At 73.2% G+C, this 22151-nt stretch carries 15 protein-coding genes, 1 pseudogene and 1 riboswitch; of the genes and pseudogenes, 11 read left to right on the forward strand and 5 right to left on the reverse strand.

Features of this window, described 5'->3' with window-relative positions; genetic code table 11:
• Positions 1-92 precede the first annotated feature (92 nt).
• Positions 93-1511, forward strand: a complete 1419-nt coding sequence (locus tag ACFZB9_RS16060; protein ID WP_391447518.1) for an amino acid permease — start codon at positions 93-95, stop codon at positions 1509-1511.
• A 19-nt stretch (positions 1512-1530) separates the two neighbouring features.
• Here the strand turns inward: ACFZB9_RS16060 and ACFZB9_RS16065 are convergent, their stop codons facing one another.
• Positions 1531-2334: an MgtC/SapB family protein gene (locus ACFZB9_RS16065; protein WP_391447520.1), complete on the reverse strand. Its 804-nt coding sequence runs from the start codon at positions 2332-2334 to the stop codon at positions 1531-1533.
• Between the two features lie 1406 nt (positions 2335-3740).
• On the opposite strand from ACFZB9_RS16065, the gene ACFZB9_RS16070 reads away from it, so the two are divergent.
• Genes ACFZB9_RS16070 through ACFZB9_RS16110 form a run of 9 tightly spaced genes read left to right on the forward strand, consistent with a single transcriptional unit; the run spans position 3741 to position 16037 of the window.
• The gene (locus tag ACFZB9_RS16070; protein ID WP_391447522.1) at positions 3741-4511 is read left to right on the forward strand and encodes a glycosyltransferase family 2 protein; all 771 of its coding nucleotides are present in this window, start codon (positions 3741-3743) and stop codon (positions 4509-4511) included.
• Positions 4508-5032 carry a hypothetical protein gene (locus tag ACFZB9_RS16075; RefSeq protein WP_391447523.1) on the forward strand — a complete coding sequence of 175 codons (525 nt, stop codon included), beginning with the start codon at positions 4508-4510 and terminating at the stop codon, positions 5030-5032. The genes ACFZB9_RS16070 and ACFZB9_RS16075 overlap by 4 nt, the downstream gene beginning before the upstream one ends.
• Positions 5029-5778: a polysaccharide deacetylase family protein gene (locus ACFZB9_RS16080; RefSeq protein ID WP_391447525.1), complete on the forward strand. Its 750-nt coding sequence runs from the start codon at positions 5029-5031 to the stop codon at positions 5776-5778. The genes ACFZB9_RS16075 and ACFZB9_RS16080 overlap by 4 nt, the downstream gene beginning before the upstream one ends.
• Positions 5778-6923: a glycosyltransferase family 4 protein gene (locus ACFZB9_RS16085; RefSeq protein ID WP_391447527.1), complete on the forward strand. Its 1146-nt coding sequence runs from the start codon at positions 5778-5780 to the stop codon at positions 6921-6923. Before ACFZB9_RS16080 ends, ACFZB9_RS16085 begins: the two co-directional genes overlap by 1 nt.
• Entirely contained in the window at positions 6920-9337 is a 2418-nt protein-coding gene (locus tag ACFZB9_RS16090; RefSeq protein ID WP_391447528.1) for a hypothetical protein, read from the forward strand. The genes ACFZB9_RS16085 and ACFZB9_RS16090 overlap by 4 nt, the downstream gene beginning before the upstream one ends.
• Positions 9334-10554 (forward strand): glycosyltransferase family 4 protein, encoded by a 1221-nt coding sequence (locus tag ACFZB9_RS16095; protein WP_391447530.1) that lies wholly within the window; start codon positions 9334-9336, stop codon positions 10552-10554. The genes ACFZB9_RS16090 and ACFZB9_RS16095 overlap by 4 nt, the downstream gene beginning before the upstream one ends.
• Positions 10551-11156, forward strand: a complete 606-nt coding sequence (locus ACFZB9_RS16100; RefSeq protein ID WP_391447531.1) for a hypothetical protein — start codon at positions 10551-10553, stop codon at positions 11154-11156. Before ACFZB9_RS16095 ends, ACFZB9_RS16100 begins: the two co-directional genes overlap by 4 nt.
• Positions 11140-13761 (forward strand): polysaccharide pyruvyl transferase family protein, encoded by a 2622-nt coding sequence (locus ACFZB9_RS16105; RefSeq protein ID WP_391447532.1) that lies wholly within the window; start codon positions 11140-11142, stop codon positions 13759-13761. The genes ACFZB9_RS16100 and ACFZB9_RS16105 overlap by 17 nt, the downstream gene beginning before the upstream one ends.
• Complete coding sequence (locus ACFZB9_RS16110) at positions 13758-16037, forward strand: glycosyltransferase family 4 protein (RefSeq protein ID WP_391447534.1); 2280 nt, start codon at positions 13758-13760, stop codon at positions 16035-16037. The genes ACFZB9_RS16105 and ACFZB9_RS16110 overlap by 4 nt, the downstream gene beginning before the upstream one ends.
• Before the next feature lie 385 nt (positions 16038-16422).
• Here the strand turns inward: ACFZB9_RS16110 and ACFZB9_RS16115 are convergent.
• From ACFZB9_RS16115 to ACFZB9_RS16130, 4 genes and pseudogenes are all read right to left on the reverse strand, one after another.
• Positions 16423-17304 (reverse strand): annotated as a pseudogene (locus tag ACFZB9_RS16115) (cellulase family glycosylhydrolase); the annotation flags it as partial.
• Between the two features lie 89 nt (positions 17305-17393).
• A complete protein-coding gene (locus tag ACFZB9_RS16120) occupies positions 17394-18542 on the reverse strand; it encodes a HoxN/HupN/NixA family nickel/cobalt transporter (protein ID WP_391448056.1) in 1149 nt (382 codons plus the stop codon).
• A 57-nt stretch (positions 18543-18599) separates the two neighbouring features.
• Positions 18600-18815: riboswitch (cobalamin riboswitch) on the reverse strand.
• 46 nt (positions 18816-18861) lie between these two features.
• Complete coding sequence (gene tsaD, locus ACFZB9_RS16125) at positions 18862-19980, reverse strand: tRNA (adenosine(37)-N6)-threonylcarbamoyltransferase complex transferase subunit TsaD (protein ID WP_391447535.1); 1119 nt, start codon at positions 19978-19980, stop codon at positions 18862-18864.
• A complete protein-coding gene (locus ACFZB9_RS16130) occupies positions 19980-21137 on the reverse strand; it encodes a HoxN/HupN/NixA family nickel/cobalt transporter (RefSeq protein WP_391447536.1) in 1158 nt (385 codons plus the stop codon). Before ACFZB9_RS16130 ends, tsaD begins: the two co-directional genes overlap by 1 nt.
• A 357-nt stretch (positions 21138-21494) precedes the next feature.
• On the opposite strand from ACFZB9_RS16130, the gene ACFZB9_RS16135 reads away from it, so the two are divergent.
• Positions 21495-22097, forward strand: a complete 603-nt coding sequence (locus ACFZB9_RS16135) for a superoxide dismutase (protein WP_391447538.1) — start codon at positions 21495-21497, stop codon at positions 22095-22097.
• Positions 22098-22151 lie beyond the last annotated feature (54 nt).

Below are 22151 nucleotides of genomic sequence, written 5' to 3' on the forward strand. Positions count from 1 at the left end.
AAGCTGGTGATTTGATGGCAGGTGTCCGCTAAGCGACGATTGGCGTTCGCTCCACCGAGCGCGAGCAGGACCAGGAAAGGCGCACCACCCTCATGCAGACCAGCCCGGCCATCCCTCGCCAGGCAACGCTCACCGGCCCGCCCGACGACCGGCCCGACGCCCTTGGACCAGGGCAGCGGCCCGAACCGGGGCCGAAGAAGGCGAAGGGCGGCCGGTTCGGCCTGCCGACCGCCACCGCGCTGGTGATGGGCAACATCATCGGCGGCGGCATCTTCATGCTGCCGGCCGCGGTCGCGCCGTACGGGACGGTGAGTCTGCTCTCGTTCGCCGTGCTGACCGTGGGCGCCATCGCGCTCGCGCTGGTCTTCGGCAAGCTGGCCCGGCGCAACCCGCGCACCGGCGGGCCCTACGTCTACGCGCGCGAGGCCTTCGGCGACTTCGCCGGCTTCCTGTCCGCCTGGTCGTACTGGATCACCACCTGGGTGAGTAACGCCGCGCTCGCGGTGGCCGCCGTCGGCTATCTCGACGTGCTGCTGCCGATCCAGCACTCCACCCTGCTCACCATCGGCGCCGCACTCGTCCTGCAGTGGCTGCCCGCGCTGGCCAACCTGGCCGGTACCCGCTACGTCGGCGTGGTCCAGGTCGTCTCCACCGTCCTGAAGTTCATCCCGCTGCTGCTGGTCGCGGTCGGCGGTATGGGCTTCTTCGACCCGGCCAAGATGGGGCCGTTCGACGCCTCGGGCAGCGGCTGGCTGGGCGGCATGACGGCGGCCGCCGCGATCCTGCTCTTCAGCTACCTGGGCGTGGAGTCGGCCGCGATGAGCGCGGGCCAGGTCCGCGACCCGGAGCGCAACGTCGGGCGGGCCAGCGTGCTCGGCACCGCCGGGGCGGCAGTGGTCTATCTGCTCGGTACGCTCGCGGTCTTCGGCACCGTCGCGCACAGCCAGTTGGTGCACTCCACCGCGCCCTTCTCGGACGCCGTCAATGCGATGTTCGGCGGCTCCTGGGGCGGCGTCGCGATCGCGGTGGCCGCGCTGGTGTCGATGACCGGCGCGCTCAACGGCTGGACCCTGCTGGCCGCCCAGGCGCCGTACGCCGCCGCGCGGGACGGGCTCTTCCCCGCTGTCTTCGCCGTCGAGCGGCGCGGGGTGCCGGTCTTCGGAGTGCTGATCAGCGTCGGGCTGGCCTCGCTGCTGACCATCCTCAACTTCGCCTCGGGGGCCAAGGGCGCCTTCGAGATCCTGGTCCTGGTGACCTCCTTCACCGCCACCGTCCCCTATCTGCTCTCCACCGCCGCGCAGTTGTACTGGCTGGTGCGCGGCGAGCAGGGCAAGGTGGCGCCGGGCCGGCTGCTGCGGGACGCGGCGCTGGGCCTGGGCGCGTTCGCCTTCTCGCTCTGGCTGCTGGCCGGCGCCGGGTACGCGGCGGTCTACCAGGGCGTGCTCTTCCTGTTCGCCGGGATCCTGATCTACGTCTGGATGGCCGGCCGGCGCGACCAGCAGCCCGCCTGACGCACCGTCGGACAGCTGACTACTCGTCCCCCGGGCTGCTGCGGTTGCAGGACAGCACCCCCGGGATCCGCGCCAGGTTCGCCGTCAACTCGTCCAGGTCGCCGCGCCCCTGGACGGCCACCGAGACCTCCACGATCGGGCCGATGGCCGGGCCCTCGTCCTCCGCGCGTTCGCTGCCGGGCAGTCCGGCGGACGAGGTGTCCCCGCTGCCCGCGGCGAGCGTGGCGAACTCCAGGACCGCGAAGCCCGCGCCGGTGAACTCGTCGAGCACCGAGCGCAGCAGGCCGTGGCCGCCGGTGTAGGTGATCCGGAAGACGGTCGGCAGGGTGCGCAGCCGCGCCAGCCGGTGGGTCAGCGGGCGCAGCCCGTAGCAGACCACGAAGTAGGCGGCGGTGGTGGAGACCGCCAGCACCGGCAGCCCGGCCGCCGCGGCGCTGCCCACCGCCGCCGTGAGCCAGATGGTGGCCGCGGTGGTCAGCCCGCGCACCGAGCCGCGCTGTACGAAGATCACTCCGGCCCCGATGAAGCCGAGGCCGGAGACGATCTGCGCGGCCATCCGGGAGGGGTCGAGCGCGACCTCGCCGACGTGCAGCACGTCGGTGAACCCGTACTTGCTGATCAGGGTGAAGAGCGCGGCGCCCAGGCCCACCACCGTGTAGGTGCGCAGGCCCGCCGCCTTCTGCCGGATCTCCCGTTCCAGGCCGATCGCACAGGAGAGCAGCAGGGCGATGCCGAGCTCGGCGAACTGGCTCCAGCCCTGCCCGAACGGCTCGCTCACCCCGGCGCCGAGCAGGGCGCTCGCACCAGCTGTCATCGCTGTCATCGCGTCGTACTCCGCATGCCTCCGTCATACTCCTCGGCGGGTTCCGCCACCAGTGCCGCGCCCGCGCGTCGCGCCCGGTACCGCCAATGGGCGGCACTTTCGGGGGTCGGTCGAGGAGCCGGCCACCGGGTGACCGTGCCCCGAGGGAGAACGAACGGTCGATCCGAATGGCCGGTCGCCGCGGAAATGGTGCGTCTTCGCACCAGGGCGGTGCGCGAGGGGATTTCTCCGACCGCTCCGTCAGGGACTGTGTGAATACTGAGAGTTCACTGAGCCCGGCCGGACTGTTTCGCGGGTGAAAGCGGATAAAGCCCCCGGGTTCGGCCCGTTGGCCAAAGCATTGCCGGAGAAACGTTCAGCCTTTCCTCCGTCGGCTGGTGAACGGCAGGTGGCCGGGCGGCTCCGGGGATCGGCGGCCGGCATGTGCCGGTGGCGACTGCCAGTGGCCAGGAAGGCCGCTGAGCAGCGGGAAGAACCGGTGTGGCAGCGCCGACTCCGGTGGCCATGGCCGGAGTTGGCCGGTACCTGGCGAGTGCGCAGCGTAAGCGACACAAGCGTTCTGACCTGGCGTCAGTCCTGTGATGCTCTTCACAGCCGTGGGCGCGGCTGTGACCGGATAGGGCGCGCGACTGTGGCGCTCTGCGCCCCCTCGATCTGTGGCCCGCGCGGCCGCGCGCGACGAAGTCGTGGGAAGTCGAACCTCCTGCTGGCGCGGCATCAGGGAGCTTTCTGAGCAGCTTGATTGGCCTCTCGCCAAGATCGTTCCGGCTCGGCTGTCAGGTGGCTTTAAGGCTTCTCATCCGTTTCGTCAGTTTCGCAAAAAACCCCAAGTCCGAGCGTTGTAACGCTTAAAATCGGACGCGAAAACCAGAAGATGCTTCACAACTCGTCTCGCCTCTGGCTAGGGTGGTCGTCACGTACAGCGACGCGCTAGGTACAGCCATCCATGCCGAGGGGGATCACGGCGTTCACTGGTGTCGCTGCCACGGATCGAGAAACCAGCCGCGCCCGGCCAGTTCGGGGGAGCCGGTACGGCGCTTCGGCGCCGCCGACGGGTGCGGTGGTGGTCCGTGGTCGGACATCATGCTGACCGCCGGCAAGCCGACTTTGACCAAGCCGACTCATCTCAAGACGACTTCCTGCACCGGGGGGCAGCCGAGCCCACCCCGCACCGGGGTCTGCCGACCCCGCACGCTCCGACGGGCCAGGGGCCCGACGGCAAGCCCGGCCGCCGATCCGGTGTTCACGCACCGCCCATACGGATTCCGACCGTCGCGGCACAACTGCCCGACGGTGCCGCTGGGTTATGTCAACCGCGCTGCCAGGCGCGGTCTCAGCCGACTCCACGTGCTCTCGTGGAGTACGGACCATCCAGCGCTGATCTCCGCCTGCCAGAGGGAGCTCACATGAACACTCTGTCCATCGTCATACCCGCCCTCAACGAGGCCGAAAACCTGCCCGCCGTGATGGCCTCGATCCCGTTCGCCGAGCTGAAGGACGAGGGCTGGGACACCGAGGTGTTAGTCGTGGACAACGGCTCCACCGACGGCACCGGCGATGTCGCCCGCACGCTCGGCGCCCGGGTGGTCAGCCAGCCCGCACGCGGCTACGGCAACGCCTACCGGGCCGGGTTCGGCGCCGCCACCGGCGACATCATCGCCACCGGCGACGCCGACCGCACCTACCCCTTCGACGCACTGCCCCGCCTGCTGCGGACCCTGGTCGCCCACGACGTCGAGTTCATGACGACCAATCGGCTGGTCGGCGGCAACAGTGAGGCGATGAAGCCCTCGCACTCGCTGGGCAACCACGTGCTCAGCGCGATCAGCCGGACCCTGTTCCGCAACGACCTGCGCGACTCGCAGTCCGGCATGTGGGTCTTCCGCCGCTACGTGTGGCAGCGGCTGGACGTCCGCTCCACCGGCATGTCCTTCTCGCAGGAGATCAAGAACGCGGCCACCAGGGCCGGTTACCGCTACGTGGAGATCCCGATCGAGTACCGCAAGCGCGGCGGCCAGGTGAAGCTGAACGCCTTCCGGGACGGCACCGAGAACCTGCGCCAGCTCTTCGAGCACCACTTGCGCCGCACCCGCCCGGTGCTGCGCCCGGCGGTGGCCACGGCCGGGCGGGAATACACCGACCGGGGGGTTGCCGTCCAGGGGTATGAGGGCGTATGACCGCGCTCCTCGGGAAGCTCCCGGTCCACTCCCCGCCGCCCCGCTCGCCCCGTCGGGCGGGCCGGCGACGGGGTCCGGGCCGGCGGCGGACCACCGTGGCGGCGGCCGCCGTGCTGGCGGTGCTGGTGGCCGGGCTGCTGGTGTGGACGCAGCCCGCGGTCCGCCTCGCGCTGCGCCAGACCTTCACCCGGATCCCCGCCGACTACGACGAGTTGTACTTCACCCAGTCGCCGACCACGGCCGGCGGCCAGGCGGTGATCCCGCTCTCGGTGGTGCAGCACGGCACGCCCACCGCCACCCTGCAGCTGCGGGTCTCGCTCACCACCCCCGGCGGCGCGGTCACCGGGAGCAGCACCGTCACCCTCGTTCCGAAGCCGGACACGGCGGTCGGCACCACCGTCCGCCTGCCGCTGACCGAGCCGGATGCGCAGGTCCAGGTCGCACTGCTGGGCCATGACCAGGCCCTGCACTACCGCTTCCAGGCCACCGCCTCCCCCGACCCCAAGGCATCGACACCATGAACGCCCTTTCCGGTACGGCGAGTCCAGCCGATCCACCGCACGTCACCGTCACCACCAGCTGGGACGACGGGCACATCCTCGACCCCCGGCTGGCGGCCCTGCTGGAGCGCTACCGGCTGCCCGGCACGTTCTACATCGCCCCGCGCAACCTGGAGTTCACCCCGGCCCAGCGGCTCTCCGCCGACGGCATCAGGGAGTTGGCCGAACGCTTCGAGATCGGCGGCCACACGCTGACCCACCAGCGGCTGCCGCAGCTGACGGACGCCGCCGCGGCCGACGAGATCCGCGGCGGGCGGGCCGAGTTGGAGGACATCATCGGCGAGCCGGTGACCAGCTTCTGCTACCCGCGTGGCGAGTACACCCCGGGCCAGGTCCGGCTGGTCGAGCAGGCCGGCTTCACGCTGGCCCGCACGGTGCGGCGCAGCAGCCTGCGGCCCGGCACGGCCCTGGAGCTGGACACCACGGTGAACGCCTACGCGCACCGGGTGGACGGACCGCTGGCACTGCGGCTGGCCGCGGGACGCCCATGGCGGGCGGCCCGGCTCTTCCTGGCCTGGGACGAACTGGCCATCCACTGGTTCGACCGGTGCCTGCGCGAGGGCGGCGTCTTCCACCTGTGGGGACACAGCTGGGAGGTGGACGCCCGGGGCGACTGGGCGCGCCTGGAACGGGTACTGGCGCATATCGCGGGCCACCCGCGGGTGGCCTACCGCACCAACCGCGAACTGCTCCGGCTGGCGGCCTGATGAGCACCATCGTGCAGATCACCCCCTACTACCCGCCCCATCTGGGCGGCCTGGAACGGGTGGTGGAGAATCTGGCGGCCGGCCTCGGCGACCGCCACGAGGTCGAGGTGCTGACCACCACGATCGGCGCCGACGGCGCGCCGCGCCACAGCCGCCAGGGCGCGGTGACGGTGCGCCGGCACCGCTCGGTCGAGTTCGCGCACACCCCGCTGGTCCCGGGCCTGCCGCTGGCGCTGCTGCGCCGCCGGCTCGGCCGGCCGCGAATCCACCCGGGTGACACCGTGCTGCACCTGCACTCCGCGCACGCACTGCTGCCCGAACTGGTCGCGCTCACCGCCTGGTTGCGCCGTCAGCCGTTCGTGCTCCACTTCCACCTGGACGTGGACGCCTCGGGCCGGTTCGGCCGGCTGCTGCCCGCCTACAAGAAGTACGTCTTCGGCCCGGTGCTGCGCGCGGCGGCGGCCGTCATCGTCCTGACCGCCGGCCAGGCCGAGTTCGTCGGGACGACCTACCGGGTGCCCGGTGAGCGGATCCACGTGGTGCCCAACGGGGTGGACGGCGGCTACTTCATGCCGGTGCGCGAGATGCCCGAGCCGGGCAGCACGGACGAACGGCCGCTGGAGCTGCTCTACGTGGGCCGGCTGAGCCCGCAGAAGAACGTCGCCCGGCTGCTGGAGGCGATGAGCCTGGTGCGCCGGCCGGTCCGGCTGCGGATCGTCGGTGACGGCGAGCTGCGCGGACAGCTGGAGGCGCAGGCTCGCGAACTTGGCCTGGACCAGGTCGAGTTCGCCGGACCCCGGCTGGGCGACGAGCTGCTGAGTGCCTACGCCGAGGCGGACGCCTTCGTGCTGCCCTCCGACAAGGAGGGGATGCCGCTGGTGGTCCTGGAGGCGATGGCCGCCGGGCTCCCGGTGATCGCCACCGACGTCCCCGGCAACGCCGAACTCATCGGCGGGGTCGGCCTGCTGGCCGCACCCGAGCCGGCCGCGCTGGCCGCCGCCATCGACGAGGTGGCGGGCGACGCGCGGCTGCGCCGCCGGCTCGCCGAACGCAGCGCCGAGACCGCGCCCGCCTTCGCCTGGGACGCGGTGGTGCGTCGGGTGGAGCGGGTGTACGCGCAGGTGCTGACAGGGATACCCCGGTGAGGCGCCCGGTGGCGCCGCTGCGGCGCACCGGCGCGGCCATCGCCCGCCGCAGCGGCGCCCGTTGGACGCTGCTGGCCGGCACCGCGCCGGCCGCCGGAGTGGAGCTGCTGCCCGGGGTGCCGGTCCCGCTGCTGGCGCTGGCCGGCCTCTGGCTGCTGCTCGGCGCACCCTGGCGGCTCTGGTACGAGTGCGCGGACGGCTTCGTGTCGACCAGGGACGGACGGGCGCTGGTGGCCGTCGCGCTGGCGATCGGCAGCGACCTGGTCACCGAACTGCTGCTGAACACCGTGCTGCCACTGCTCGGCGACGACCGGCCGCTGCGCCAGGCCCCGCTGGCACTCGCCGCGGCCCTGGCCGTGCTGCTGCTCAGCTGGGCCCTGCCGACCGGGCCGGCGGACCCCGGTCGGCCCGGATCCACGCGGCCCGGATCCACGCGGCCCCGCAGCAGGGCCGCAGCCCGGGCGGCGCGCCAACACCCGCGCCGCACACCGGGCCTGCGCCCGGTCCTGCTGCTCGGCGCCGGCTGCCTGCTGCTCAGCGTCGGCGGGGCGATCCGGCTGAACAACGGTCTGGGCTCGACCATGGCCGTGCTCGCCCTGGTGGCGATGGCCGGGTTCTTCGTCCAACTGCTGCGCGGGCGCCGCCGCTACCCCGAGGCGGTGCTCGGCCTGGGCCTGTTCCTGCTGACCGCGGCCCTGCTGCTGCTCACCTCGCTGCGCGGCTGGTTCATCACCGGCCATGACATCCAACGCGAGTACGAGGTCTTCGAGTTGGCGCTGGGCGCCGACCGGTGGCAGATCGCCGCGTTCCGCGACCCGTACAACGCCTGCCTGAGCATCACGCTGCTGCCCACCGCGTTCACCCGGCTGACCGGGATCGGCGGCCTGTACGTGTTCAAGGCCGTCTTCCCGCTGCTCTTCGCGCTCAGCGCGCCGCTGGTGTACCGCTCGGTGCGCAACGTGGCGCAGCGCACGGTGGCGCTGCTCTCCGCGCTGTACTTCGTGGCCTTCCCCACCTTCTTCACCGACATGACCTTCCTGGCCCGCCAGGAGATCGCCTTCCTGCTGCTGGGCGCCGCCCTGGTGGTGCTCACCGACCGCGGCCGGCCGGTCCGGGTACGCCGGGTCGCCTTCACCGGGCTGATGGGCGGGGTGGTGCTGTCGCACTACTCGACCACCTTCGTGGTCGTCATGGTGCTGGCCATCGCGCTGCTCACCGACCATGCCTGGCGCCTGCTGACCCGGTTGCGGGACCGCCGCCGGGGCCGGCCGCGGGTGCCGGTCACCGCCTTCGTGACCTGGTGGATCGTGGTGGCGACCGCGGTGGCCGCGGTGCTCTGGACCGGTCCGCTGACCGGCACCGGCGGCCAGCTGCGCAGCACGGTCAGCGCGACCGTGCAGGAGGCGGTCGACCCGGCGCAGGCCCAGTCCGGCTCCTCCGACACCTCCTACAGCCTGCTCGGTGGCCAGGCGGTCACCCCGCAGCAGCGCCTGGCCCAGTACCAGGCGGACACGCTGCAACTGACCGCCCGGAGCCGGGCGAACGGCGACTACCTGCCGGCCCAGCAGGTCGCGCGGTACCAGGTGCAGGCGGTGGCCGAGCCCGACCTGCCGCTCACCGCGCTGGGCCGCGCCCTGAGCCGCACCGGCCTGGACGTTTCGGGGGCCAACAAGCTGGTCCGCCAGTGGGCCGCCGACCTGCTGCAACTCCTGCTGCTGGTCGGGCTCGCGGTCTGCCTGTGGGCTCGGATCGGCCGTGGGCGCCCGGCGTTCCGCCCGGCCCGCGACCAGGTCACCCTGAGCATCGCGATGGTGGCGGTGATCGGCCTGCTCACCGTGCTGCCGCAGCTGTCGGTGGACTACGGAGTGCTGCGCGCCTTCCAGCAGGGGCTGTTCTTCTTCGCCCCGTTCATCGCGGCCGGCTCGCTCTGGGTCTTCCGCTGGGCCGGGCGCTGGGCGCTGCCACTGGCGGGCACCCTCGCGGTGGCCTTCTTCCTCGACCTGACCGGGGCGGTCCCCCAGGTGATCGGCGGCTACCCGCCGCAGCTCAACCTCAACAACGCGGGCCAGTACTACGACATCTACTACGTGCAGCCGCAGGAACGCACCGCGATCGGCTGGCTGGAGCAGGTCACCACGGACGACCAGAAGCAGAACGTGCAGTCCGAGGTGCAGACCGACCGCTACACCTTCAGCCGGCTCCAGACGCTGATCCGCGGCCGGGCGCTGGACGACATCTACCCGACCCTGATCGGCAGCAACTCTTATGTCTTCCTCGGCTCCACCACGGTGTCCAAGGACGAGGCGACCACCTTCTACCGGGGCGATCTGGTGACCTACCGCTACCCGACGGCCCTGCTCGACACGACGAAGAACGAGATCTACAGCAGCGACGGAGCGGAGATCTACCGGTGACCGAGCGGAGGACGAAGGGCGCCAGGGACGGCCGGATCCTGCTGGTCAGCCACTACTACCCGCCGCACGTCGGCGGCATCGAGAACGTGGTGCGCCAGGAGGCCGAGCAACTGGCCTGCCGTGGCTCGGTGGTGACGGTGCTGACCACGGGTGGCCGGCGCAGCACGGCGGAGCTGGAGGCGGGGGTGCGGGTGCTGCGCCGGGCCGCCTGGAACGGGATCGAGCGGCGCACCGGGGTGCCGTTCCCGGTGCCCTCGCCCGGGCTGTTGCGCGAGGCGGTGCGCGAGGCCCGCCGGGCCGAGGTGATCCATCTGCACGACTGCCTCTACCCGACCTCCTGGGCCGCCTGGGCCGCCTGCGTGCTCACCCGCACCCCGTTGGTGCTGACCCAGCACGTCGGCCTGGTGGCGCACCCCTCGGCGGTGGTGCGCGGGGTGCAGCGGGCGGTGTACGGGGTGTTCGGGCGGCTGCTGTTGCGGCGGGCGCGACGGGTGCTGGTGCTCAACGACACGGTCCGTGCCTTCACCCGCGACCATGGCGCCCGTCCCCACGCGGTACGGCAGTTGGCCAACGGTGTGGACACCGTGCTGTTCCACCCGCCGGCCTCGGCGGCGGAGGTCCGGCAGGTGCGCGAGCGGTACGGGCTGCCGGTGGACCGGGTGCTGGTGCTCTTCGTCGGGCGGCTGGTCCCGAAGAAGGGGTACGACCTGCTGCGGGCGGCCGCCGACCCGGCGTACGAGCTGGTCTTCGTCGGCACCGGCGCGGGGGAGCGGACGGCCGGGGCCGCCGGGGTGCACCATCTCGGGGCGCTGGCGCCTGAGCAGGTCGCCGAGGTCTACCGGGCCTGCGACGTGTTCGCGCTGCCCTCCACCGCCGAGGGCTTCCCGCTCACCGTGCAGGAGGCGATGGCCGCCGGGCTGCCGGTGGTCACCACCGACGACCCGGGCTACGCGCCCTACGCGCTGGACCGGGCCGGGGTCAGCCTGCTGCCGCGCGACGCGGCCCGGCTGCGGGACGAGCTGGTGGCGCTGGCCGCCGACGCACCCCGGCGCGAGCGGATGGGGCGCTACGCGCGGGCGTACGCGGAGCGCAGCTTCGGCTGGGCCGAGCACGTGCGGGCCCTGCTGGGCCACTACGCGGTGGCCGGGGCCGGGCACCCGGACGGCGCGAGGGGCTCGGGGCAGGCCGGAGCGGGTGCGGCGGCGGGGACCGGATGAAGCCCGTCGCCCTGCGCGGCCGGGCGCGCCGGCTGTCCGGCCCGCTGCTGGACGTCGCGCTGGTGCACGGCCTGCTCGGCTGGCTCTACGTGGCCGTCTGGGCCGCCACCCGCCCCGACACCCTGTCCGGCCCGCTCACCTCCTGGCTGCCGCTGCGCCGCGACACTTTCGGCGCCGTGTGCTTCGCGCTCTCCGTGCTCGCGCACCTGACCCGCGGCCTGTGCCCGCCGGGCCCGCCCTGGCGCGGTCGCGACGGGCAGGCCGCGCGGAAGGGGCAGGCCACGTACAAGGGGCAGGCCGCGCGGAAGGGGCAGAACGGGCAGGACAGGCAGGACGGGCAGCCACGGGACCGGCTCACCGCCGTGCTGCGCACCCTGGTGGGCTATCCGCTGCTGCTCTGGGCCTACCTCTGCGTCAACTCGCTCACCCACCCGCAGACCATCGACCGGCAGCTGACCCACTTCGCCGCCGTCCCCACCGAGGGCACCGCCGCCGTCGGCTGCTTCGCGCTCTCCGCCGTCGCCCTGCTGGCCCTGCGCCTGCACGCGAGCGACCCGCGGACCGGCCCGAGCGGGGAGGCGGACCATGAGGACCGAGCGTGACCAACTGGCCCACGGCTCCGCCTATCTGCTGGCCGCCACCGTCGGCACCGCCGGCCTGGGCTTCCTCTTCTGGGTGGCCGCCGCCCGCCTGTTCTCCCCGGCCCAGGTCGGCACCGCCACCTCGCTCACCAACGCGATCTCGCTGATCGCCTACTTCAGCCTCTGCGGCCTGAACAGCACCCTGGTGCGGTTCCCCGCCCCGCCCGAGCGGCGGCACGCGCAGATCAGCCAGGCGCTGCTGCTGGTCTTCGCGGCCGGCTGCCTGCTCGGCACCGCCTACCTGCTCGGGCTGCCGCTGTACGGCGCCCGGCTGCTGGCGGTGCGGGCCGACCCGGTGCAGGCGGTGCTGGTGGTGCTGTTCTGCGCCCTGTCGGCGGTCAACCTGCTCACCGACGCGGTCTTCATCAGCGAGCGGATCCCGCAGTACAACACCCTGGTCGACGGCGTGCTGCAGGGCCTGGGCAAAGTGGGACTGCCGTTCCTGCTGACCGGCCTGGGCGCGTTCGGCCTGGTCGCATCGGTCGGCGGCGGCTACGCGGTGGCGGTGCTGGCCTCGCTCTGGTTCCTGCGCCGCCGGATCGGCCTGCGCTTCACCCTGCGCGGCGGCGGCACCCGGCTGCGCGAGCAACTGGGCTTCTCGGTGGGCAGCTATCTGTCCAGCCTGCTGAACCTGCTGCCGCTGCTGGTGCTGCCGCTGCTGGTGCTCCAGCGGCTGGGCACGGCGGCGGCCGCGTACTACTTCGTCGCCTTCCAGGTCGCCAACCTCGGCAACGCCGTCTCGTTCGCGGTCAGCGAGTCGATGTTCGCCGAGGTCTCCGCCGACGAGTCGCGCTTCGTGCCGGTGCTGCGCCGCTCGGCCCGGCTGATCGCGCTGATCCAGCTGCCGGGCGCGGTGCTGCTGGCCGTCGGCAGCGGGCTGTTGCTGCGGCTGTTCGGCGGCGCCTACCCGGCGCGGGCGCAGGGTCTGCTGGTGGTGCTGGCGGCGGGCACCGCCGCGGTGGCGCTGAACACCGTGGGCAGCTTCGCGCTCAAGCTGGTGCGCCGGATGGCGCCGCTGGTCTGGAGCAACGTCGTCTACGCCGTGGTGACCATCGGCCTGGCCGCCCTGTGGGCCGGGCACGGCCTGGTCTGGTTCGGCTACGCCTGGGGCCTGGGCAACCTCGCCTCCGGTCTGTTCGCCGTCCTGGCGCTGTGCGGCACCCGCCTGCCGGGCCGGTCACCGGACGCCGCCCCTCGCCATGCCGCCCCTCGCCATGCCGCCCCCGGGCCGACCGCCCCTCCTTTCGCCCCACCGACCTCGCGAACGGAAGCCACCCCCATGAAGGTTCTCGTCGTCAACGCCTACGTCCGGGAGAACGCGGGCGACGCCGCCCTGCTGGCGGTCTGTCTGCGCCAGGTGCGCGCCGCCTTCCCGCAGGCCCGCATCAGCGTCGCCGGGATGGAGGACCGAGCGGTCCACCCGGCCTTCGACGGCGCCGCCAACATCGGCTCGATCCGCCGCTATGTGGCGGACGCCGCGATCGGCACCCCGCGCCGGATCCTGCGCAAGGCGGTCGGGTTCCTGGCCGTGTCGCTCGGCCTGCTGCTGCCGCCCCGGGCGCTGGCCAGGCCGCTGGCGCGGCTGCTGCGCCCGCTGCTGCCGGCCGAGGTGCGCCGCGAGGTGGACGCGGTGGCCGCCGCCGACCTGGTGGTCTCGATGGGCGGCGGCTACTTCAACGCCCGTCCCGGCCTCGACGGTTACCAGAACGTCTTCTACGTGGTACTGCCGCTGCTGCTGGCACTGCGCCAGGGTGTGCCGGTGGTGCTGGCCCCGCAGTCCTTCGGCCCGTTCCCGGCGCCCGCCCAGCGCCGGCTGGCCGCCTATGTGGTGCGCCGGGCCGCGCTCGCGCTGGCCAGGGAGGACGTCAGCGTGGACATCCTGGCCGAGTGCGGGGTGCGCGGCACCCCGGTGCGCCGCGCGGTGGACTCCGGCTTCGCCTTCGCGCCGCCGCCGCAGGGCGACTGGCGGGCCAGGCTCGGGGTCGGCCCGGACGTCCCGCTGGTCGGGGTGACCGCCCGGCAGTGGCTGGCAGCGGACCAACAGGAGGACTACGAGCGGGCGTTGGCGACCACCATCGACGCGGTGCGGGCGACCGGGGCCCAGGTGGTGCTGATCCCCCAGGTGACCACCGACTACCTGGGCGACGACGACCGGATCGTGGAACGCCGGATCGCCGGCTACTGCGCCACCCCGCCGCTGCGGGTGGACGAGCGGGTCGACTACCGCGAGCTCAAGGGCCTGTACGCCGAGTGCGCCTATGTGCTGGGCACCCGGTTCCACTCGGTGATCTTCGCGCTGACCAGCGGCGTGCCGTGCATCGCGATCGAGTACGAGCACAAGACCCGCGGCATCATGCGGGACCTGGGCCTGGAGTCCTGGGTGCTGCCGATCGCCGAGGTGTCCGCGGCCAGTCTCGGCACGCTGGTGGAGCGGCTGCGGACCGGGCGGGAGGAGTATCTGCGGACCCTGGCCGAACGGCTGCCCGGCTACGTCGCCCGGGCCGAGGAACTGCCCGAGCTGCTGCGCGCGGCCACCGCCCGCCGGCCGGTGGGGGCGAGCGCATGACCGGCCGTCCCGCGGGCACCGAACGCACTGTGCTGCTGGCCACCCCCTACTTCCCGCCCGACACCGGCGGGGTGGAGCAGTACACCTGGCAGCTGGCCCGGCAGTTGCGGGCCCGGCACGGCTACCGGGTGGTGGTGGCCGCGACCGTGGGGGACGGCGGCACCGCCGGGCGCCAGGAGGAGGACGGCCTGGTGGTGCACCGGCTGCCCGCCCCGCTGCGGATCTCCCGCACCCGGATCGGCCCCGGCTGGCGCGCCGCGCTGGGCGCGCTGATCCGGGACGAGGGGGTGGACCTGGTGAACGCGCACGCCCCCGTGCCGCTCTTCGCCGACGCCGCCGCCCGGGCCTGCGGCCCGCTGCCGTTCGTGCTGACCTACCACACCGGGCGGATGCGCAAGGGCGATCCGCTGGGCACCGCCGTCTGCTCGCTCTACGAGCGCACCCTGCTGGCCGGCACCGTGCGCCGGTCCGGCGAGCTGATCTGCTCCTCCGACTACGTCCGGGCCGACCTGGCCCGGCTCTTCGCCGGCCGGGCCGTCACCATCTCGCCCGGCGTGGACCTGGCGCGGTTCGCCCCGAGCCCGCTGCCGAGCGAGCGGCGGATCCTGTTCGTCGGCTCGCTGGAGCGCGCCACGGCCTACAAGGGCCTGCCCGATCTGCTGCGCGTACTGGCCGAGTTGGCGTGCCGGGTGCCCGGGGTGCGGCTGGAGGTGGTCGGGGACGGCTCGGCCGCCGCCGCGCACCGGCGCCTGGCCTACCGGCTGGGCATCGCCCATCTGGTGCGGTTCAGCGGCCGGTTGAGCGGGGACGAGCTGGTCGCGGCGTTCCGCCGGTCCCGGGTGCTGGCGCTGCCCACCCACTACGACAGCTTCCCCAGCGTGCTGGTGGAGGCGATGGCGAGCGGGCGCCCGGTGGTCAGCACCCGGGTCGGCGGCATCCCCACCCTGGTGGCCGAGGGTGAGTCTGGCCTGCTCACCGACCCCGGCGACCTGCCCGCCCTGACCACGGCGCTGACCTGCGTGCTGACCGACGACGCGCTCGCCGAGCGGCTCGGCGCGGCGGGCCACCGGCGGGCGGCGGCCGAGCTGTCCTGGGAGCGGCAGGCCGACCGGACGGCCGAGGTCTTCGCCCGGGCGCTGAGCCGGCGGCGCCGGCGCGGGGTGGCGGTGGTGGCGCCGTACTACCCGCCGAAGATCGGCGGGGTGGAGGGCTACGCGGCCAGGCTCGCCGGGGCGGTGGCCGCCGACCCCGGGCTGCGGGCCGCCGTGATCACCACCAACACCGCGGGCCGGCGCACCACCGTCACGATGGAGGACGGCCTGCCGGTGGTCCGGCTCGGCACCTGGGCCCGGCTCTCCAACACCCCGCTCAGCCCGTTCTGGCTGCTCCAACTGCCCTACTGGCTGCGCCGGCTGGGGGTGGACGTGGTCAGCGCGCACGCCCCGGTGCCGGGCCTGGGCGACCTGGCGGTGGCGCTCAGCGGCGCCCGGCCCGCCGTGCTGACCTACCACGCCGGCTCGATGGCCAAGGGGCAGCGCGGGGTGGACCAGCTGATCGGCGGCTACGAACGCCTCGTGCTGCCCAGGCTGTTCGCCCGGGCCGGCGCGCTGGTCGCGGTCTCCCCGGTCTCGCTGGCGGCCGGCCGGCGGGGCGCGGTGCGGATCCCGCCGGGGGTGGACACCGAGCGCTTCACCCCGGGCCCGCCGGCCGCCGAGCGCACGCCCACCGTGCTCTACGTCGGACGGATGGACCGCACCTCGGCCTGGAAGGGCGTGCCGGTGCTGCTCGGCGCCTTCGCGCAACTGGCCGATCAGCCACGGGCCCGGCTGCGCCTGGTCGGCGACGGCGACGCGGTGCCCGACCTGCGCGCGGAGGCCGCCCGGCTGGGGGTGGCCGAGCGGGTGCAGTTCACCGGGGCGCTCACCGGCCCGCCGCTGGTCGCCGAACTCCAGCGCGCCGCGCTGCTGGTGCTGCCCTCGCTGAGCTCGGCGGAGTCCTTCGGGATGACCCTGATCGAGGCGATGGCCTGCGCCACCCCGGTGGTGGGCTCCCGGGTCGGCGGCATCCCGCACGTGGTGGATGACGAGGTGACCGGCCTGCTGGTGCCGCCCGGCGACCCGCAGGCGCTGGCCGCCGCCTGCCGGCGCCTGCTCACGGACGCCGGCACCGCCGATCGTCTCGGCAGCGCGGGCCGTCGGCATGTCGTCGAGCACTACGCGTGGCCCGGGCTGACGCGGCGCTACCTGGCGCTGTTCCGAGCGCTGTCGCCGGCCTGAGCGAGGGCGGCGGCGCGGCGCCGGGTCCGCTCGTGGACGTGGCGCCGGACGTCGCGCTGGACGTGGCACGGGGAGAGGCTCCGGGAGAGGCGCGCAGCCGGCTGATGGCCGAGCGCAGCGCGGCGAGCGCGGGCTTGGCGCTGCCGTCGGCCCGGCGCAGGCCGTACCAGTCCTCGGTGCTGCCGCCGGCCCCGGTGCCGGTCGCCGCGGGGTTGTCCCGGTCGGTGTACCAGATCAGCGCGCCGATGCCAGGGTCGGCGGCCGCGGTCTGCACGGCGTCGGTGGCGATCTGGGCCTGCCGGGCCTCGGTGACATGGGTGGTGCCGGGCCCGATGTCGCCCGGCGAGCCGTCCGAGGCGGCGCCCGGCCCGCCGGTGGGCGCGCCGAACTCGGTGAGCCAGATCGGCAGACCGGGGGTGCCGGCCTGGGTGAGCACGCTGCGCAGGCTCTCCTTGGTCCGGTCGATCTGCTCCCAGGCGGTGCCGAACGAGGTGGTCGCGCTGGGCAGGTAGGGATAGCAGTACGGGTGGTAGCCGATCGCGTCGACCACCCGGGTGCCGCCCTGCTGGGCCACCCTGGCCAGGAAGACCGTCGGCGCCAGATCGCCGTGCCCGCTGCCGGTCGGGGACAGGCCGCCGAGCACCACGAAGGCGTGCGGGTCGGCGTGGTGCAGCGCGGCGGCACCCGCCTTCACGGTGGCGGCGTAGCCGGCCGGGTCGGCCGCCGGCGCCCAGAAGGTGGTCAGGTTGGGTTCGTTCCACAGCTCCCAGTCGTGCACCCCGCGCGGCGCGTAGCGCTTGGCGGCGGCCGCGGCGAAGGCGGCGTACTGGGCGGCGTCGTGTGGCCCGCAGGCCGGGTCGGTGCAGCCCGGCGACCGGGCCCAGGGCGGGGTGGCGGTGAGCACCGGCAGCACGCTCAGGCCGTGCGCGGTGGCCGCCGTGACCACCCGGTCGAACAGGTGCCAGGCGTAGTCGCCGGGGCCGTCGTGCTGGATGTCGTCCCAGGACAGGTCGGCGCGCACCAGGGTGGCGCCGGTCTGGACGGCGGTGTCGAGCGAGGCGGTCAGGTTGGCGTCCGACATCCAGACCAGCCGGTCACCGTAGGCGATCCCGGTGACCGGGCGGCTCGGTGCGGGAGGCGCGGGCGGGGTGGGCGGCGTCGGCCGGGGGCGGGAGGCGCCGCCGCAGCCGGCCAGCAGCAGCGCCAACAGCAGGACGGCCGCCACCGTCCACCGCGGACCCGGCCGTCGAAATCCCGGCTGCCGCATCGTTCCTCCCGCCCGGCCCCCGCCTGGCTCCTCGGTCACCCGAGGTCACCCGGGGCCGTCCGGTCGACCGTACACCCAGGCCCTGAGGCTCAGTCAGCGGCCGGGGCCGCGCCCCAGCGCTTCTCCACCCCGGCGAACCTCCAGTACCCCAGCGCGCAGGCCCAGACCACCACGAAGAGGCCGACGATCACGTAGCCGACGTTGTTGAGGTCGATGCCGGAGATCCAGTTGCTGACCGGGTCGGTCAGGTCCAGCTTGTCGTGCAGCACGCCGACCAGCTCGATGGTGCCGATGAAGAAGGCCACCGCGATGGACAGTCCGGTGATGGTGAGGTTGTAGTACACCTTGCGGACCGGGTTGGAGAACGCCCAGTGGTAGGCGAAGTTCATGAACGTGCCGTCGAGCGTGTCGAACAGGCTCATGCCGGCGGCGAAGAGCAGCGGCAGCAGCAGGATCGCGTACCAGGGCAGCCCCGCGGCGGCGCCGGAGCCGGCCATCACCATCAGCGTCACCTCGGTGGCGGTGTCGAAGCCGAGGCCGAACAGGACCCCGATCGGGTACATCTGCCAGGGGCGGGTGATGGAGTTGGTCAGCCGGCCCAGGATCCGGTTCATGAAACCGCGGTTGGCCAGGTGCTTCTCCAGCTCGTGCTCGTCGAACTGGCCCGCCCGCATCGCCTTGAAGACCCGGTAGATGCCGAAGAGCGCGACCAGGTTGAGGGCGGCGATCAGGTAGAGGAAGCCGCCGGAGACGCTGGTGCCGATGACGCCCAGCGTCATCCGGGTGTTGGACTTGTCGTCCACCAGGGTGCCCGCGATCTTGGCACCCGTCGCGATCAGCGCGGCCAGCCCCATCACGATGCTGGAGTGGCCGATGGCGAACCAGAAGCCGACCGAGACCGGGCGCTGGCCGTCGGCCATCAGCTTGCGGGTGGTGTTGTCGATGGCGGCGATGTGGTCGGCGTCGAAGGCGTGCCGCATGCCGAGGGTGTAGGCGGTGATGCCCAGGCCCAGGCCGAAGACCTGGTCGCCGATCCGGTAGTGGTGCGGGGCGACCATGCCCAGCAGGACCGTGAAGCCCACCACGTGCATGGCCACGATGACCGCCAGCAGCCCGGCGGTGCGGATCGTGTCGGCGCGCTGCCAGCGCGGGGGAGTGGTGCCCGCCGGGGCCGTCGCGGCGCTTGGTGCGCCGGTCGGCGCGCCGGCCGGCGCGGGTATGACGGGAGTCGCCGGCATGGCGGAGTTTTCGGGCAGGCTCATAGCAAGGAACGCCTCTCCAGCACCTCGTGGACAGTTCTCGTAAGGTGCCGTGGCCGGTCTCCTGGCTGACGGGTCGAACGTGTCCGCGGCTCGCCTTCCCGGACGCCTTTCGGCATCCGGTGGCGGCCCGTCACAGACGGGCGCGACGCGGACACTTCCCGATCACAGTGGCGAGGGCCGCTCCGGTCTGGGACCCCTGTTGAGGGTCCGTCACCGGTCTTCCCGAACACCACGGCGGTCAACACCGTAGGGGCTCGGTCGCCATGTCGACAAGCCCATCCGGCTGCGACGGAACTCACCCCACGGGCTGCGGCTGCCCGAGCACCGGGGTCAGCCGCGCGAACTCCAGCGGGGCCGACGGGTCGATGGAGAGGTCCGCGGGGGCGGGTGCGGCCCCGGCGCGGACCAGCAGGTCACCGACGGCCGCGACCATCGCGCCGTTGTCCGTGCACAGGCCCACCGGCGGCACCCGCAGGGTGATGCCCGCCGCCGCGCAGCGCCGCTCGGCCAGCGCGCGGACCCGCGAGTTGGCGGCCACTCCGCCGACCAGCACCAGGGTGTCGATCCCGTGGTCGCGGCAGGCGCGCACCGCCTTGCGGGTCAGCGTGTCGGCGATCGCCTCCTGCAGCGCGGCGGCGGCGTCGGCGACCCGCGGCTCGGTCCGGCCCGCCCGCTGCGCCTCCACCCAGCGGGCGGCGGCGGTCTTGAGACCGGAGAAGGAGAAGGCGTAGGGCGGGTCCGCCCGGCCGCTGAGCGGGCGCGGGAACCGGACGGCGGACCGGTCGCCCGCCTCGGCCGCGCGGTCGATGGCCGGGCCGCCCGGGTAGGGCAGGCCCAGGATCCGGGCCACCTTGTCGAAGCACTCGCCGGCCGCGTCGTCCAGGGTGTCGCCGAGGTGCACGATCGGGTCCCTGGCCAGGTCGCGCACCAGCAGCAGCGAGGTGTGGCCGCCGGAGACGATCAGCACCACGCAGGGGTCGGGCAGCGGCCCGCCGTCCAGCGTCGCGGCGGCCACGTGCCCGGCCAGGTGGTGCACCCCGTACAGCGGCACGCCCAGCGAGAAGGCGTACCCCTTGGCCGCCGCCACGCCGACCTGCAGCGCCCCGGCCAGCCCGGGCCCGGTGGTGACGGCGACCGCGCCGATGTCACCCAGGCCCAGCCCCGCCCGGCCCAGCGCCTCGCGCACCACCGGGGCGATCGCCTGGACGTGGGCCCGGGCGGCGATCTCCGGCACCACGCCGCCGAACCGGGCGTGCTCGTCCATGCTGGAGGCCACCGCCTGTCCGAGCAGCACGCCGTCGCGCACCAGGCCGGCGCCGGTCTCGTCGCAGGAGGACTCGATCCCCAGCACCACGGGCGAGGCGGGCATCGGCGAGACGGGCATCGGCGAGACGGGCATCGGCGAGGCGGGCATCAGGCTTCCTCCGCCGCCGGCGCGGTGGCGGGCACGTTGGCCGACCACTTCTGCTCGATCCGCCCCACCTTCCAGACCACCATCGCGCCGATCCAGACGACGAAGAAGAGCCCGACGATCAGGAAGCCGAGCAGGTTGATGTCGATCCCGCTGACCCAGTCCCAGAACGCGCCGTGCAGGTCGAGCTGGTCGGCGAGCAGGCCGAGCAGCTCCACGGTGCCGATGATCAGCGCGACGGCCACCGACAGACCGGTGATGGTCAGGTTGTAGTAGACCTTGCGCACCGGCTTGGAGAACGCCCAGCCGTAGGCGAAGTTCATGAACGAGCCGTCGATGGTGTCCAGCAGCGACATGCCGGCCGCGAACAGCACGGGCAGGCACAGGATCGCGTACCAGGGCAGGCCGGAGGCGGCGCCGGAGCCGGCCAGCACCAGCAGCGCCACCTCGGTGGCGGTGTCGAAGCCGAGCCCGAAGAGCAGGCCGAGCGGGTACATCTGCCACGGCTTGGTGATCGACTTCATCACCCGGCCGAGCAGCCGGTTCATGAAGCCGCGGTTGTTCAGCTGCTCCTCCAGCGCCGCCTCGTCGAAGTGGCCCGAGCGCATCTGTCGGAACACCTTCCAGATGCCGACCAGGATGACGATGTTGATCGCCGCGATGACGTAGAGGAACGTCCCGGAGACGGTGGTGCCGATCAGGCTGGTGACGTGGTGCAGCTTGGAGTTGTCGTCCTCCACCGGCCCGGCCAGCGCCTTGACGCCGAGTGAGAGCAGGAAGGCCAGGCCGAAGACGACCGAGGAGTGGCCGAGCGAGAACCAGAAGCCCACCGAGAGCGGCCGCTTGCCCTCGTGCATCAGCTTGCGGGTGGTGTTGTCGATCGCGGCGATGTGGTCGGCGTCGAAGGCGTGCCGCATGCCGAGGGTGTAGGCGGTGACGCCGATGCCGATGCCGAAGCCCTTGCTGCCCAGGCTCAGGTGCTGCGGCGCGACGATCGCCACCAGGGTGAACCAGCCGACGACGTGCAGGGCCACGATGAAACCGGCCATGCCCGCCAGGCGGGTCCACTCCTGGCGGGTTATCGAGGCGGTGGCCTGCCGCCAGCCGCCGCTGCTGGTTCGGTCGGGGCCGGTCTTGGCGGGACTGGAGGCTGTGGTCATGGGTGTGCTCCTGCTGCTCGTGGTGACAGCGGCACAACCTAGATGCACCCAGATCCTAGTTGCAAGACAGTGGCAATTGGAACGGGGGTGTGGAGGGCACCCGGGGGCGCACGGGGGCTCGTGGAGGGGCTCGTGGTTGGCGTGGGGTCGGCCGGGACGTCCCGGCGGGCGCCGGTTGGGAAGACGATCGTCGGTCGGAAGGACACGCCCGCGGGGGAGTGCGTCCAGGTCGGCTGACAGGCCGACCCCACAGCTGACATGCTGATGCACTGCGGTGGCTATTGCAAGTGATGCGCAATAGTGTGTTCGCCGGCACGATCATCCACGTGATCCACGTATGAAAGGGGCCGTGTCCTGATGGGCACCTACTCGCTTCCCGACCTGCCGTACGACTACTCCGCCCTGGAGCGGGCGATGTCCGCCGAGATCCTGGAGCTGCACCACTCCAAGCACCACGCCGCTTACGTCAAGGGCGCCAACGACACCATCGAGCAGCTGGCCGAGGCCCGTGACAAGGACCAGCTCGGCGGCCTGGTCGGCCTGCAGAAGACGCTGGCCTTCCACCTCTCCGGCCACGTCCTGCACTCCCTCTTCTGGCAGAACCTCTCCCCGGAGGGCGGCGACCGCCCCGACGGCGCCCTCGCCGACGGCATCACCGAGCACTTCGGCAGCTTCGAGGCCTTCAGGAAGCAGCTCACCGCCGCCACCGTCGGCGTCCAGGGCAGCGGCTGGGGCATCCTCTCCTGGGAGCCGCTCGGCAAGCGCCTGATCGTCGAGCAGGTCTACGACCACCACGGCAACGTCGGCCAGGGCACCACCCCGCTGCTCGCCTTCGACGCCTGGGAGCACGCCTACTACCTGCAGTACAAGAACGTCCGCCCCGACTACGTGACCCGCCTGTGGGACGTCGTCAACTGGCAGGACGTCGCCGCCCGCTTCACGGCGGCCACCAGCGCCTGACGCACCACACGGCCCCGGCCCCTGAGCGGGGGCCGGGGCCGTCGTTCCGCTGCC

The sequence above is a fragment of the Kitasatospora sp. NPDC008050 genome (assembly GCF_042957465.1).
In the GTDB taxonomy this organism is placed as follows: domain Bacteria; phylum Actinomycetota; class Actinomycetes; order Streptomycetales; family Streptomycetaceae; genus Kitasatospora.